This is a genomic window from Candidatus Enterovibrio escicola, from assembly GCF_002464935.1.
Taxonomy (GTDB): domain Bacteria; phylum Pseudomonadota; class Gammaproteobacteria; order Enterobacterales; family Vibrionaceae; genus Enterovibrio; species Enterovibrio escicola.
Map to the genome: position 1 here is coordinate 56,830 of NZ_NBYY01000011.1, position 15,627 is coordinate 72,456.

Annotated in this window: 11 protein-coding genes and 2 pseudogenes; 3 read left to right on the forward strand and 10 right to left on the reverse strand. The window is 39.0% G+C overall.

What is annotated here, in order from left to right; all coding sequences use genetic code 11:
• The first annotated feature begins 130 nt into the window (after nt 1-130).
• Nucleotides 131-1,966 (forward strand): DNA helicase RecQ, encoded by a 1,836-nt coding sequence (gene recQ, locus BTN49_RS04405; RefSeq protein WP_097356175.1) that lies wholly within the window; start codon nt 131-133, stop codon nt 1,964-1,966.
• Between the two features lie 208 nt (nt 1,967-2,174).
• On the opposite strand, the pseudogene BTN49_RS04410 reads toward recQ, so the two are convergent.
• The 9 genes and pseudogenes from BTN49_RS04410 to rfaD form a co-directional block, all read right to left on the reverse strand.
• Nucleotides 2,175-3,038 (reverse strand): annotated as a pseudogene (locus BTN49_RS04410) (5'-3' exonuclease); the annotation flags it as partial.
• Between the two features lie 1,376 nt (nt 3,039-4,414).
• A pseudogene (locus BTN49_RS17380) lies at nt 4,415-4,858 on the reverse strand (IS982 family transposase).
• A 32-nt stretch (nt 4,859-4,890) separates the two neighbouring features.
• Nucleotides 4,891-5,028, reverse strand: a complete 138-nt coding sequence (locus BTN49_RS15120; RefSeq protein ID WP_199399356.1) for a hypothetical protein — start codon at nt 5,026-5,028, stop codon at nt 4,891-4,893.
• A 368-nt stretch (nt 5,029-5,396) separates the two neighbouring features.
• Nucleotides 5,397-5,513: an IS1 family transposase gene (locus BTN49_RS21950; protein WP_423248251.1), complete on the reverse strand. Its 117-nt coding sequence runs from the start codon at nt 5,511-5,513 to the stop codon at nt 5,397-5,399.
• 523 nt (nt 5,514-6,036) lie between these two features.
• Nucleotides 6,037-7,068, reverse strand: coding sequence for a lipopolysaccharide heptosyltransferase II (waaF, locus tag BTN49_RS04425; RefSeq protein WP_097356298.1), 1,032 nt, complete (start codon nt 7,066-7,068; stop codon nt 6,037-6,039).
• Nucleotides 7,064-7,978, reverse strand: coding sequence for an O-antigen ligase family protein (locus BTN49_RS04430; RefSeq protein WP_158523612.1), 915 nt, complete (start codon nt 7,976-7,978; stop codon nt 7,064-7,066). The genes waaF and BTN49_RS04430 overlap by 5 nt, the downstream gene beginning before the upstream one ends.
• Nucleotides 7,979-8,310: 332 nt before the next feature.
• A complete protein-coding gene (locus BTN49_RS04435) occupies nt 8,311-10,077 on the reverse strand; it encodes a polysaccharide deacetylase family protein (protein WP_097356178.1) in 1,767 nt (588 codons plus the stop codon).
• A 12-nt stretch (nt 10,078-10,089) separates the two neighbouring features.
• On the reverse strand, nt 10,090-11,031 hold the full coding sequence (gene lpxM, locus BTN49_RS04440) for a lauroyl-Kdo(2)-lipid IV(A) myristoyltransferase (protein WP_097356179.1): 942 nt from the start codon (nt 11,029-11,031) through the stop codon (nt 10,090-10,092).
• Between the two features lie 66 nt (nt 11,032-11,097).
• A complete protein-coding gene (gene rfaD / locus BTN49_RS04445; RefSeq protein ID WP_097356180.1) occupies nt 11,098-12,042 on the reverse strand; it encodes an ADP-glyceromanno-heptose 6-epimerase in 945 nt (314 codons plus the stop codon).
• Nucleotides 12,043-12,766: 724 nt separating this feature from the next.
• On the opposite strand from rfaD, the gene BTN49_RS04450 reads away from it, so the two are divergent.
• On the forward strand, nt 12,767-13,963 hold the full coding sequence (locus BTN49_RS04450; RefSeq protein WP_097356181.1) for a glycine C-acetyltransferase: 1,197 nt from the start codon (nt 12,767-12,769) through the stop codon (nt 13,961-13,963).
• 5 nt (nt 13,964-13,968) lie between these two features.
• A complete protein-coding gene (gene tdh, locus BTN49_RS04455) occupies nt 13,969-15,018 on the forward strand; it encodes an L-threonine 3-dehydrogenase (RefSeq protein WP_097356299.1) in 1,050 nt (349 codons plus the stop codon).
• A 436-nt stretch (nt 15,019-15,454) separates the two neighbouring features.
• Here the strand turns inward: tdh and BTN49_RS13845 are convergent, their stop codons facing one another.
• Nucleotides 15,455-15,619, reverse strand: coding sequence for a hypothetical protein (locus tag BTN49_RS13845; protein WP_158523613.1), 165 nt, complete (start codon nt 15,617-15,619; stop codon nt 15,455-15,457).
• Between the last annotated feature and the right edge of the window lie 8 nt (nt 15,620-15,627).

Below are 15,627 nucleotides of genomic sequence, written 5' to 3' on the forward strand. Positions count from 1 at the left end.
TCAGTTGTCAGGGTCTTTAAATACCCTCCGTTTACAAATAGATTAAAAAAGGTTATATACCACCTAAGAAGCTTTCACCATTATCGTGGTGTATTTGAAATAGATTCAAATTCTCAAAATGGATACATATATGATCGCGACTGACTTGACCACGTTAACATCAGGAATCGCTGATAAGCTATCTGTTCTGCATAGGGTCTTTGGCTATCATAGCTATCGTGACGGTCAAAAAGAGATCATTGATGCCGTGATGGCAGGATTAGATTGTATGGTAATAATGCCTACAGGTGGTGGTAAAAGCCTATGCTACCAAATGCCAGCGTTGATGCTGAATGGGGTATCGATCGTCATTTCACCACTTATCTCTTTGATGAAAGATCAAGTAGATCAACTGCTAGATAAGGGTGTGCAAGCCGCCTACCTTAACTCAACTATGACATATGACCAGAAGAACAACATCTGGAAACAGCTACGTCAAGGCAACCTAAAATTACTATATATATCACCAGAACGTATGTTGACACACGATTTCATAAAGCGTCTACAGTCCATAACTCTGGGATTGATTGCAGTAGATGAAGCCCACTGCGTATCTCAGTGGGGACATGATTTCCGACCTGAATATGCACAACTTGGCAACATGAAACTGTATTTTCCTAATGTGCCTGTAATGGCGTTGACAGCAACCGCCGATGATACGACACGACAAGACATTTGCCATCGATTGGCTCTCGACATGCCAAATACCTACCTTGGTAGGTTCGATCGCCCAAACATTCGTTACTCTTTGCTGGTTAAACACAAACCGTTAATACAAATTACTCAATTCCTTGCTAACCAATCAGGGAAGAGTGCGATTGTGTATTGCAACAGTCGCAAACGGGTGGAGCAAGTCTCACAGCACTTATGCGATCAAAATATTCGTGCTTCAGGCTATCACGCCGGTATGAGTAACGAACAACGCACGGGGGTGCATGAAGCTTTCCAGCATGATGATATTGAAGTGGTGGTGGCTACGGTTGCATTTGGAATGGGGATAAATAAACCTAATATTCGATTTGTAGTGCATTTCGATATTCCCCGGAATATTGAATCCTACTATCAGGAAACAGGTCGCGCTGGCCGTGATGGCTTGTTTGCCGAGGCTGTTATGTTTTATCACTCATCTGACATAGGTTGGTTATACAAATGTTTAGATAAAAAACCAGATTGTCAACAAAAGTTGGTTGAAAACCACAAGCTAAATGCTATGAGCGCGTTTGCAGAGGCATTGATATGCCGCCGTTTGGTATTGCTAACTTACTTTGGTGAATACAGCAATAAGACTTGCGGTAACTGTGATATTTGTCTTGATCCTCCTCCCTTGTTTGACTGCACCTCGCAAGCACAAAAGGCGATCTCCTGCGTTTATCGTGTCAATCAAAGTTTCGGAATCAGTTACGTGATCGAAGTGCTACGAGGTATAAAAACTCAACGCATCAAAGATCACGGCCACGAAAAACTCAGTACCTATGGATTGGGTAAAAACAACAGTCATGAATATTGGATCAGTATCTTTCGTCAGCTTATTCACCATGGGTATCTAGTGCAAAACATCATGCATAGTTCAGTGCTACAATTGACAGAAAAAGCCCGTCCGTTGTTACGTAATCAGATTGTGTTGGAATTAGCAGTACCAAGGTTGGGATTGTCACCATTTATCAAAACGGACACACTCGGGAAACCTAATTACGATAAGAAACTATTTGCTAAATTACGTCGCTTGCGAAAATCCATTGCAGAAAAAGAAGAAATTCCACCTTACGTGGTGTTTAACGACAAAACCCTAATTGAAATGGCGGAAAGGTTCCCTACGTCTCAAAGTGAGATGTTGACCGTTAATGGTATCGGACTCCGTAAATGGGAAAAATATGGTTCCGCATTCCAATATGTGATTGAAGAACATATAACACGACATATGGCCTAACTCCGAGTTGCATCATATTATATTGTAAATATTGTTTGATAAACATGAACACAAAAAATGGTTGATAGCCACCGTCATTTTACGATCTTCATTCTATAATACAGATGGGCATTGCCATCAAACTATCTTTTTTGCTTGAATACTAATTGCAACTAAATTGAGATCCTCAACTGACCCAACATCTATCTTTGCTATTTTTTACTTATGCCAACCAACGTTTGAAATTGAGTTCCGTGAAGAGCTTTACTAACTTAGGATTATCCGGATCAATATTGATCAACCCTTCAGGACCAGATGGTAACTCACAGTCGATTTTAATCGTTGCAAGTGAGTATGAAAGGAAGGCACTTTCTCTATGATCTTCCAGCCTTTTGGCCATAGTTTTCGATCCATGAAATCCAAGGTTTGAAATTGTATTCAGGTTCTCGTACAACATATTAAGGTCGCCAATGCCTGAAATCATCGCCCTAGCCGTTTTATTTCCCACTCCAGGTACTCCAGGAATATTGTCAACTTTATCCCCCATCAACGCTAAGTAGTCGATGATATATCTAGGAACAAAGCCGTATTTATTATAAACACTTTGTGGAGTCATGGTGATATTGGTCATGGTATTGATCAGTGTAACGTTTTCATCTACCAGTTGTGTCATATCCTTATCACCCGTACTAATAAGGATCGACATTCCGGCAGAAGATCCCTGAGAAGACAGAGTACCAATCACATCATCAGCTTCTACCCCTTTGATTACCATAATTGGAAACCCCATGGCCTTAATGATCTGGTGCAACGCTGATATTTGACCACGGAGATCATCGGGCATCCGTGGACGATGTGCCTTGTATTCCGAATACATATCATTACGGAACGTCTTGCCTTTAGCATCGAAAATTACTGCAATATTGGATTCCGGATACTGTTTAACTAAGCTACGTAGCATATTTACTACTCCGTATACAGCACCTGTCGGCTCACCTTTCGCATTAGTTAGGTTGGGAAAAGCGTGGTACGCTCGATATAGATAGGAGGAGCCATCAATCAAAATCAATGGGGTTTTAGAATTTATCGCCATAACGATCTTACTAACCGAAAAATGAGAGAAGGTAAAGGATGCCACGACTAGCAGATTTTGTTAACTAACGATTTTCATAAACAGCATTCATCCTGTGGATAAGATTGTTAATACTTATTTTAAACGCTGAAGGTTATCTGTCATAAACTTTCAATTTTTAACAATATTACACCTACTATCAATGGGTTAATTGTACATAATTGCTCATGATAAGCATATATATCAGATCATGGCTTGTGGAAAAATAAATTATTTACACTGATGAAGGTAAAAAAATAAATTTTCAGATCTTAAATCTTGGTATGTAATCCTACATGATTTAATCAGACATCTCTTCGCTAGTAAATCAGACATATTTTGTATAATATAGACGCATGGTCATTGGAACTGCTTAATTTTCAATAAAATAAGGATAAAAGTACACACTATTAAAGTGATTCTAACCAAGAAGCAAAAACAAACACTCTAAACCAAATAGGTTAAAACACGTGATGGTTGAATTCTCTGCCAGCAGAAAAACGATACTGATCGTATCAGAAGTTTGAAATACTATGACGCTTTTCAAACTCTTCGCATCCATGAAACGACCGTCCTCCACTACCTCAAAAACTATGACAAATCTGAGAAACGAGAACCTGAAAAAAGGAGAATGTGTCCAATAAATAAAAAGGTGTCCCCAGCAAATTTGCCGTAGAAAAAAATGGACTTTCATCTGTCACTATGATGAGTCCAACATCCACTGCACCAAGGATGAAACCCTAGTATTCATTGACGCCCTCCACCAAAAACAAGTGAGAAAAATCACTCATGGATGGATATGTAAGCTATAGTGATTTCTGGTGTATGGATAAAAAAGAATGAGGTATCACCTGTTAATTGATTTCGCCAAATCAACAACCAAACAAGAATACCCTGCATGAACAATAGTCATAAGGTTACCGAACTACATAAACTAAAAACTCGGTTAATAAACTGCTGAAACAAGGAAAATAGCAGTTATTGCTACAAGCTTATAGAAGGCGAAGTTCAAACCCTGCTGGATAACGTTGCATTACTTCAAGCAAACCAAAAATATAGAAGAGTTTATCCCCTAACTCTATCTGTAGGAGATCTCGACGGGCTGGCAGCCAGAGCTGAAATCATTCTTGGGTGAGCAAGTTAATGGTTTATCAGCAAATAGTGTTTTTTAACTTACGTCGCAGTGGGCTGCATAATATGACCAGTGGCACAAACGCTACATAAGTAAACGGCAGCATGTCTATATTTTGGCCAATGGTTTTAATTGTAAATTATAAAGTCCGTAGAGATGACAAGCTTTATCTACTTGTTGTCATCAGTATAGATGATATGAGTTAACCTCAGATCTGCATAAGCGCTTACTTATCAAGCCGAGTTATCTTGATACTCAGCTTCTTTAGTTGAAATGAATACGCGAGGAGCCCCGCCAGCGGGTTGATCATAAAGCTAATATAACTACGGTGCCGAGAATGCTCAATTTGGGATATATTTTCTAGTTGGTCAAAAACGGTTTTAATAATAAATCATTTTTGGAAGATCAGGCGATCCCAAAATTTCATCACTTTAGGTTTCATATTCTTTTTCATACCCGTTATAAGTGTCATTCCCTTATCTGTGAGTTTCCATTCCAATGGCCCAGAGATATAACCTTTGTCTCCGTATAAACACCCCCAAAGTTTATCAGTAACTTCCAGAACAAGCTTCCTATCATCCACGTTATCTGTCGTCACTTTGACTAAGATAATGCCACCTTGATCATTGATAATAAGGTATAATTTGAAGCCGTAGAACCACCCCATCATGCCTTCTCCTCGCTTTCGGTATCTCTAAAAACCTAATCTTTGAAAATGCGGAGGTTGTGATAAACCTGTAACTTGGATGAATCAACGAAGGTAATCCCTATCAACCTTGCCTGACGGTGAGTGAGGTAAGAGCAAAGAGGAACCATAACACTTTGCATGAGCTTGAGCATTCTCGTAGAGTTGATTAATTTAGAAAATTCGTTGGTGAGGCAGAGACAAACAAAGTGGATCTAATAGGTTTTGAAGACTAGATATTCCAATTGATGAAAAATTATTACCATCATCATCCCTTCGCTAACATGAGAGGCGAAAAGAGTTATTTCTTTGTTTGAAACCGAAAAAATTAGGTGTTCCTCCCATGCAGGGAGGAAAGTCTAGTATAAGTCAGCGACATCGACGAAAACAGCGTCTAAGTTATTCATGCTCAAGTCCTGATGCAGTCAATAGTTCTTTTAAACGATCAGATCACGACTTGGAAATTTCATTCATTTTTTATGCACAGCTCAGATTAAGGGAATTATGGTTTAAAGTAATACTCTCATTCAATGAATATACCGATCACTTTGTCGTGCATTTCCGTTGATTTTGAGTATCCAATCATTTTCCAGTTAAGTCGTTTTGAGCGTATACGGAGGGTTAAATTTTTCCTATCAATGTGTTATGTATAGAGCTTGCCAACAATATTTTTATTCTCGGGAAAGATATCGTATACATTGAAACCGTCCGTACACAAAAATGCAACATTAAATATGGATAACCGATTGAAAAGTAAATTTAATATCGTTCTTCTACAACACCAGAGGGCGTGAACAATAATTTTTTCAATTACTTTGCAGATAAGCACAACATCCCTTACATCAAGATGAAATAGTGTTAAAGAATGTTATGTAAGTTTTTTAAAACTATGACAACCACATTAATGCAAATATTTACCATTTGAGAGAAATCACGAATACCAGAATTATTCATAGCAAGTTCAAGAATTTACTCTTTTATCCCCGCCTGATAAGCCCTGTATGTATATCCAAGCTGGAAGGTTCGATAACATAATTAGCAACGATAGCGTTGGTTTTCACCAACGCCGATACCATGCTTTTTAACTGTTTTGTTTGCGGGCAAAACGACATCTAACGTCAACTTATAGGAAGAAAAATCTATTGAATACATGACCTGTATGTTTATGGTAATAGAAGTGAGTCATATGCAGACAGTACTAAACTAGGTGTTAGCTTTTTTAAGCACATTAGGTGGTTAAGTGGGCATTCTCTCTTAAAACAGGGGCGACATTCCATCTCAATACTCAAGATTCGAATCTTATTACTCAGTGGAGGTGTATAACTGGGAGAACTTGATCCGTATATTGCAATAATATTACAACCAACAGCTGCTGCAACATGCATCAAACCCGAGTCATTAGAAATGACTGTATGGCATTCAGCTAGTAAATCAACGGCTTCAACTAAGGAAGTTTTACCTGCAAGGTTAATACAGTAAGGTTTTTGTTCTATTGGCAATGCATTAAAAATATCAGCGCAAACTGACTCATCGTTGGATGATCCAAACATCCAAACTTGATTACCTCTTTGAATAAGCGTGGATGCTACTTCTGCATAGGTTTGATCTGGCCACTGTTTAGATGAACCGAACTCGGCGCCTGGACATAACCCCACGACTGGTTTCTCTTTTGATAAGAGCAAACGAGTCTTAGTAATACGTTGGGTAGTTTTATCAATCAGTAGTCTTGGAGCCTCAATGTTTATGATGCTTACTTCATGTAACATTGCTTCTTTCTTATGTGCTAAAGCAACGTATTGCTCGACCATATATTGAAATATTCTTTGATTAGGGCGTAGGTCATTTAACAAGCCATATCTCATTTCACCCTTCCAACCTGTACGCTGTTTTATCCCCGCAAATAGAGGGATTAGAGCTGATTTTGCTGAATTTGGTTGTATTATCGCATGTGTATAATTTTTTCCTGCCAATGATCTGCCAATTTGCCAACGTTGTACTAGATCAAACTTACCATGTTTAATTGGCATATCTATAGAGCAATTAACTTCAGGCATTCTTTTAAGAATCGGTTTAGACCATACAGGTGCTAACACATCAATAACAGCGTGTGGATATAAGTTAAGTAACCTCTTATAAAGGCTTTGGGACATGACCATATCACCGACCCATGAAGGTCCAATAACTAAGAACTTAATTTTTTTGTTTTCCATTATTTTCTCTGTATCGGAATACCATATTTTCTTGCAGGGATACAAGAGTAACTACGATAAAGGCATAATAGGAACTAATTAAATTAGCTTGTAGTGGTACCTCCGTTAAGCCATAAACTATGAAACCTATAACAAATAGGAAACCCACATAGGCTATTTTATTGTTAACTTGTTTACGCTTTTTGAAGAAATAAATGGAAGGAGCAAATAATATTAAAGAAATTGCAATCACTCCAAGAAGTCCATTACTCGCGAGCATTTCGAAATATTGACTATGTGCATGCCCCCTAGCAACTCCCTCTGTCCAACTGGTTACGTCACCTTTAGAGTGTAATTTTTTAATAATGCATTCGCGTTTAGAGTAAGTAGAACCTATTAATGGACTGGCTTTGAAAGCCTCTGTGGCAGACTTCCACAACTGTAGTCGTCCACCGGATGATACTGCTTTTTCAATATTTCCTGATGCAATGTTGGAGAACTCGTGTTTTGTGAAATTTATTCTTTCTTTAAAGTTTCCAGAAAGAAAATAAAGACATACAAAACCAAGAATTATTGATAGAGAAACAAGAGCAACTATTTTGAGGTGTATAGTGTGATACAAATACACTACAGAAGCGATTAGAATTATAGGAACAGAAAAGATTGAACCTCTTGCATTAGTAGAAATTATAGAAAACAGTGATAATATCATAGATATATAAAGCCAGTTTTTATGTTTAGAATCACTCAGTAAGGAGAATGCTAGGAAGAGCAATGAACATGAGAGGTACCCAAAGTTGATGCTAAAGATAAAACCATCCACTCTAACCATATTTAGAATAATAAACTGATAAAAGGCAATACCAAAGCTACCTATCGAACCTATAATTATACCAACTTCTAGTCGCTCAATCACTGAGCATGGATTTGGAGCTAAGTGCCTTAACATTAAATAGATTGGAATACAAGCTATGAATCTGCTAGGACCAGAAAGATAGCGGAAGTTACCTCCGTCTATTATGACATTCGGAATATTTGCTAGGGTATATGATGTTAAACAAAAAATAACTATCCAATCGAATCGAGTGATATATAAAGAACCACTATATTTTACGCAGTAATATAAAGAATATAAGAATAAGCAGGCAATTACCGCAACACTAAAATTAGGTGTTGATAGAAGCAATGCAGGAACTAGTAATATTGAAGTATTGACGAAGGGTTGAGGAAATACGAATAATCGCATTTTCATTTTCTCTTCCTAAACAAATAACCACCTGTAATTTTACGGGCAAAGGACAATACATCAGTTCCAGAAAATACCCCAATACGCCGGATTAAATACGGGTCTTCATGAAGCGCTAGTGGCCCGCTGTTTGTTGCAACAGCAAAATCATAACCGAGTTCTTTAGCCAGTCTTTTACTGTCCTCATTCCAATTTCCGTAAGGATAAGCAAAGGACAGCACAGGTTGACCTAGCAATGCCTCTAGTTCTTTTTTATTTTCGGCTATTTCACGATGTTGTTCGTCGAGTGAAAGCGTATCTAGGTATGGGTGGGTTAGGGTGTGACCCCCGAATTCGATATATCCTGAATTAGCCATGTCTTTTATTTCTTGAGCAGTTATGAGTTCGAAACGTTTTTCCGGCGTATTGGGGTGATTAACATCCCACTTGTTAAAGTCTACTCCTGTTACTACATATAACACAACTTTAAAGTTGTGTTTCTTTAATAGAGGTAGCATTAAGGTATGACTGTCTTTGAAGCCGTCATCGACAGTTATTATGCAGTAACGCCTGCCCGCTTCGAGACGCAAAATCATGCCTTTTCCTTTTAGATCAGAAAATGTTAGCGTTTCGAAGTTTAATCGTTTTAGAAGTTTGAGATGTTTTTCAAACATCTTGATATCAAGGTAAGGTCCGATTGTGCCTTTATCGATATCTTTATCGATAAATCGGTGGTACATTAATACTGGTATTTCTCGTTGCTTGGTGTGAATATAAACTGATTGGTAGATGTCTTCGATGTGTGAAACAATATTCTGCAAATCGTAGTTTTGTCTTACTTTTTCTGTCGCTGACTCGTTGCAGTGGGCAGTTGAAAGAGCCATATTAATTTGAGCTGGGATCTCGGAGAAATTAATAGCGCGGTCTTCATTACTGATGTCACCGAAGTTCGTGGTCATTGCGTGTGTGATATTAGCAGGTGTCACCAGACCAATATTAAGGGCTTCACCAATTGCGAGTGTTGGACGGCCACACAGTATAGACTCCATTGCTACACGTCCTGCACCAATCACCAAATCAGCACTTGCCAGCATGGCTGGCATGTCTTCTACGTAGCCAAAAAAGTTTACTTTATTTTTGAATTTATCAAAGCGTGTATCCGCTATGGTTCCCGTGATGATATTTACAACGTATTTTTCAAAATCAATACACTCGTCTAGAAGACGGTAACAGATATCGCCTTTTGGACCGCTGAGCCGTCCTATTATGGTAATGACTTTACGTATATTTCTTGGTGCGTTTACCCACTGATAGTTACTGGTATCTATACCATTACGGCTTATTTCTAGTGTTTCAGCTGGCACATTTAGATCGTCAATAAGTTGATGATAGATGGCCTCACATACAGGCATTGCTTTATTGCCCATGGCATGAAATTTCTTCCGTGAAGAATGAACAGGCTGACGCCCATGAATTGTGGTCACCATAGGTGTACCCGTGATTTTACAGGCGATATGGCAACTCCAACTGGAAGCGCGAGAATGTGCATGCACGATCTGGACCTTGTGCCTTTTTATTAAAAAAATAAGATATGCTATGTGCCAAAAGCGATGTGGAATGCTCCTTTTATTAAAGAGTAGTGAAAAGGAAAGCCCATAATGTGGCTTTGTAAACGTGTCTGATACGTAAAAGACATGGTGTCCACGTTTGGTTAGCTCATTACCGACCGTGGTCGCGTAAACTTCAGCACCTGTCACTTCAAGTTGTGATAGTGCCATCAAAATGTTCATTGTCAGTGCCTTTCAATAAAGCTGGTTACCATCTGATTGGGAGCGGAGAAAATTCATGATCCACATGTATTGCCCAAGGTCGTTTCCCAAAAATTGTTCGATACATTCGTTCATCATGCGTGCATCTGTTTTGTCGCTATCAGAAGGGAAGGGGGCGAGAGCAGGTTGTACGATAACCTCATAGTTCCCCGTTTTTCGGTTATATACTGGCATTAATGGTACAATCTTTGCCTTACATAGCCTTGCTAATTTACCCAAACCTGATAACGTAGCTTTCTCAGTGGCAAAAAAAGGTACAAACACACTGTGTTCGGGTCCATGATCTTCGTCGGGGAGATAATAGCCAAGATAGCCTTCTCGTACGGATTTAATAAATGGCTTCACGCCATCTGAACGCTCATGGGTACGGCCACCGTATTTCAGACGTTGCGTATTCATCAACCAATCTACCACTAGGTTAGATTGTTTTTTTACCATAGCAGCCACAGGTAAATTACGAGAAGCAAGCTGGACTGCAGGGTATTCCATCGCCCAAGTATGCGGTACGAGTAAGATGACTCTTTCTCCGTTATCAATTAGCTTCGTGATAATTTTTTCATTAAAAAACAGAGTCCGTTTTTTTAAGTAGCGTTTACTTCGCATCATAATGGTGGCAAATGCAAGCAAAATGCATCCTGCATTAATATAGCTTTGTTCAAGGATAGCGAAGCGTTCATCATCGGTTTTTCCTGGAAAACATTGCTGAAGGTTGATCACCGCCCGATGCTTAGCGGGATTATTCATTCTTACCATTCGTTTAGCGATGAGTTCAGCTAGTTTATCACGAAAATGAAATGGGACGAATGCGAGTATTACCACAAGTAGTATACCTGACCATGTTCCCCAATAACGAGGATGGAGAAATGCCAACTTAAATGTTGGCCGATAGAAATTTGTATTTAAATTATGGTCCATAAAGTCAGAACTACAGATAAATCAGGTGCAATATAAAAAATAAGCTGAGACTAGTTTTTCAGCTGATTATTTATTTAGAATGGTCATGTATTCGGCCACACCTTCCGAAACTGTCTTAAATGTATCGTTATAACCTGCGGTGCGCACTTTAGTGAGGTTGGCTTGGGTGAAGATTTGATAGTAGTCTTTCAGGTATTCAGGAAATTGGATTTCTTTCACCTCACCTTTCCCGTGGTATTTGATAACGGCTTGAGCGACAGCGAGGAATGGCTCTGCGCGTCCAGTGCCACAGTTAAAAATATTGGATTTATTATTTTGCCAGAACCAGATATTCATCTTGCAGACATCACCAACATAAACGAAATCGCGTCTAAATGTGTCACTGCCCTTGAACAATTTAGGGTTATGACCGTCTTTAATTTGGTTGTTCAGTTGGAATGCCATAGACGCCATTTTACCCTTGTGGTTTTCGCGCGGACCATACACGTTGAAGTAACGAAACCCAGTGACTTGAGATAGAGTTTTACCCTGCGCGTTAGCTACCGCCCATAAACGTCGTACGTAGTTATCGAATAACTGCTTAGAGTAACCGTAAATGTTTAATGCCCCTTCGTATTTCTGTTCCTCAATGAAGTCATAGTTACGATTGCCGTAGGTTGCGGCAGATGAAGCATAAAGGAAGGGTATGTGACGCTTAAGGCAGTAATGCAGCAGATTTTTAGAGTACTCATAGTTATTGTGCATCATGTATTTTCCATTCCACTCTGTGGTGGTAGAGCATGCCCCTTCGTGGAAAACAGCTTCAATAGAGCCGAATTCATCACCTTTTATAATTTTTGCGATAAAATCTTCTTTGTCCATGTAATCAGAAATATCTAGATCTACTAGATTAACGAACTTAGTACCATCTTTTAGGTTATCGACGACAAGAATATCTTTGTATCCTCTTTTGTTGAGGGTTTGAACTAGATTGCTACCGATCATGCCGGCACCACCAGTGACTATAATCATATTTTTACCTAACACCTGATAATGAGAGACCTCGCCATCACCAGAGTAGTGGTCATGGTAGCATTTGCATTTGTACTTTTGCCTCTAGGATAGCAGTTTAACCATGAAAACGCGTGACAATTCTGTGTAAGCACTATTTAATTAGGAGGGTGATCAGAGTATCACCATCAATAACTTTGATGTTAATCTTAGGATTCACTCAATAAATTTTTTACCCCTTTTTATAGAAGAAAAATATATTAGACACAATCTGTTTTATTAATACTGCTCGATATCAAGGTGGCTTTCAGCCAGAAGCTTCTGAGCAATACAATAACGTTTATTGATATGCCTTAATACCACTTTTCAGTCGATGGACTCCTGCGTGAAGAATTGGAAATGTGCAAATCTAGTAGATTTCAACTCGGTCTCCTACATAGTTCGTAAGTGCCACAAATCAATGTCATTTTTACCGTGATGTATCAATTGTTAAATGACCAATACCGTAATCTGATCCACTGCAAGATAAGATGTACCATCTTGATAAATGAACCTTTATTTAGAATAATATCATTAACTTCCTAATATGCCATACGGTATTACTATTTTCTAAATAGAAGTTTCTGTTTCTAGGATGTATAACAACCGTTGCCTCAAAGAGGAGTTGATGTTGCCGCGTACCTAATACCAATATTAGCAATAATAATTACTGACATGTTCCTATTTACTTTTGATGGAGTGAGTTATGTCTGCGGATTTTTACCAGCAAATTAACCAACAGCTTGAAAAGCTAAAAGCTGTTGGCCTTTATAAAAATGAACGCGTGATCACGTCTGCTCAAAAAGCATGTATCTCAGTGAGAACTAGCAATGAAGTACTGAATTTTTGTTCCAATAACTATCTGGGATTGGCGAATAACCCAACATTGATTGAAGCGGCCACAAAAGGGATGGAAGATCGTGGTTTTGGTATGGCATCTGTGCGCTTTATTTGTGGCACACAAGACAGACACAAGTTACTTGAGGAAAAATTAGCCGAGTTTTTAGGTATGGAAGATGCAATTCTCTATACCTCATGTTTTGATGCAAATATAGGGTTATTTGAAACTATTTTTGATGTAGAAGATGCCATTATCTCTGATGCGATGAACCATGCTTCTATCATTGACGGTATACGTTTATGTAAATCTATGCGATTTCTATATTCCAATAATAACATGGAAGACTTGGAGCAACAACTGACAGTAGCGAAGGGTGCTAATGCTCGTAATATGTTGATTGTGACAGATGGTGTCTTTTCGATGAATGGCGTGATAGTGAACCTACCTGCTATCTGTGATTTAGCTGATAAGTACGGTGCGCTGGTAATGATCGATGACTCTCATGCTGTTGGCGTGATGGGGGATAATGGTCGTGGTACACATGAGTATCATGATGTAATTGACCGTATTGATATCATCACAGGTACCTTGGGTAAAGCGCTTGGAGGTTCATCTGGTGGCTATACATCAGGAAAGAAAGAAGTCATTGACTGGTTGAGACAGCGCTCTCGCCCTTATTTATTCTCAAACTCACTGTCACCCTCGATTGTATCTGCATCTCTTAGTGTGATTGATTTACTTGCTAACACCACGGTTCTGCGTGCCAAGCTTTGGGATAATGTGAATCACTTCCGAGCGCGTATGAGTGAAGCTGGTTTTACCTTAGAGGGTGCTAATCATCCCATTATTCCAGTCATACTTGGCGATGATAAAGTAAGTGCTGATTTTGCGGAACGCATGTTGAAAGAAGGGATTTATGTGGTGAATTTCTCTTTCCCTGTTGTACCGAAAGGTCAGGCGCGTATTCGTATCCAAATGTCAGCAGTACACTGTAGGGAACAGCTAAATAGCGCGATTGATGCCTTTATAAATGTAGGGAAGGACATGGGATTGATAAGGTAATAATGATGAGTGTATTTCCTTATAAAATGAAAGCATTGGCAAAACTGAAAACTGAACTTGGTATTTGGATGACTGAGGTTGAGTTACCCAAACAGGGTCACAATGACCTGCGGATTAAAATTCGTAAAACTGCGATTTGTGGCACTGATATTCACATCTACAACTGGGATGAGTGGTCACAAAAAACCATCCCTATACCTATGGTTATAGGTCACGAGTATGTGGGTGAAGTGGTTGGCATAGGTCAAGAAGTTAGAGGATTTACCTTTGGTGACCGTGTGTCTGGCGAAGGCCACATTACCTGTGGCCATTGTCGTAACTGCCGTACTGGCCGTATACACTTCTGTCGTAACACCACAGGTGTTGGTGTCAACCGAGAAGGTTCATTCGCTGAATATATAGTTATTCCAGCATTCAACGCCTTCAAGATCCCAGATGATATCTCTGATGATTTAGCATCTATTCTTGACCCATTTGGCAATGCTGTACACACAGCTTTATCGTTTCCTCTTGTGAGTAAGGACGTATTGATCACTGGTGCCGGTCCTATCGGAATTATGGCTTCTGCTGTGGCAAAACACGTTGGTGCACGTTATGTGGTTATTACAGATGTTAATGAATACCGTCTAGATCTGGCTAGTAAAATGGGTGTGACTCGTGCTGTAAATGTAGTGAGAGAGAAGCTGGAAGATGTCATGGCTAATCTCGGTATGAAAGAAGGTTTCGATGTTGGGTTAGAAATGTCGGGTAATCCATCGGCGTTTGACTTGATGTTGAAAACCATGAATTATGGTGGTCATATTGCGCTACTAGGTATTCCTCCATCAGATATGGGCATTGATTGGAACCAAGTTATTTTCAAAGGTTTGGTTATTAAAGGTATCTATGGTCGTGAAATGTTTGATACTTGGTATCAGATGGTAGGCTTACTCCAATCTGGTTTGGACTTAAATCCCATCATTACTCATCATTATAATGTGGCTGATTTTCAGAAAGGTTTTGATGTTATGTGCTCTGGAATGTCAGGTAAAGTAATTTTAGATTGGCAGAAGTAATTGTTGTTTAATTTGATTGGAAGGGCTCCTGTTCTAATAGAGGGACAACTATTCCTTCTGTTTCTGAGGGTCATCCAAGGGATTTTATCGGATATCTAAGTGATGAAAAAGGAAGGATTAGGGCAATATTAAGTGATGAATCTGTTGTTATAGGTTATAGATAGCATTGTTGATTAAATCAGGCCTATAACGCACTGATCCCAATATTCTTTACAGTCTTACTTTGTCTGCTGGCGAACAGGCATACCGAGTCCTATGAACTTTATTCATTGCTTTTATATTTGCGAGTGCTTCACCAAATTGATCATTTTAATCACGAAGAGTGCGTTTAGGTCTAAGTAACTATTTATATCGAAACATTGCTGTCTCTGCTAATGAGTATTTGTGATAATCCCTGTTCTTTTTCATTCCACCAATTTATCTTCTTTTAATACCTTTACAACTCTATTTCTAGGATGCCATTTCTCCCATACCACACGTTGCTTCGAGGTGGAATACTGGGCGATATTTCTTGGTTTTTTAGTACAGGGTGGTATGCTTTTGTATCATAGGCTTCATCAGCACTGACTTGCTGTATCTTTCGTCGTGAAGGGTTAAACAATGTAGGTG

Coding starts and splice junctions, on each gene's coding strand:
- recQ (WP_097356175.1), top strand. CDS start 131: ATGATCGCGACTGACTTGACCACGTTAACATCAGGAATCGCTGATAAG.
- BTN49_RS15120 (WP_199399356.1), bottom strand. CDS start 5,028: ATGCTCAAGCTCATGCAAAGTGTTATGGTTCCTCTTTGCTCTTACCTC.
- BTN49_RS04435 (WP_097356178.1), bottom strand. CDS start 10,077: ATGAACATTTTGATGGCACTATCACAACTTGAAGTGACAGGTGCTGAA.
- lpxM (WP_097356179.1), bottom strand. CDS start 11,031: ATGGACCATAATTTAAATACAAATTTCTATCGGCCAACATTTAAGTTG.
- rfaD (WP_097356180.1), bottom strand. CDS start 12,042: ATGATTATAGTCACTGGTGGTGCCGGCATGATCGGTAGCAATCTAGTT.
- BTN49_RS04450 (WP_097356181.1), top strand. CDS start 12,767: ATGTCTGCGGATTTTTACCAGCAAATTAACCAACAGCTTGAAAAGCTA.
- tdh (WP_097356299.1), top strand. CDS start 13,969: ATGAGTGTATTTCCTTATAAAATGAAAGCATTGGCAAAACTGAAAACT.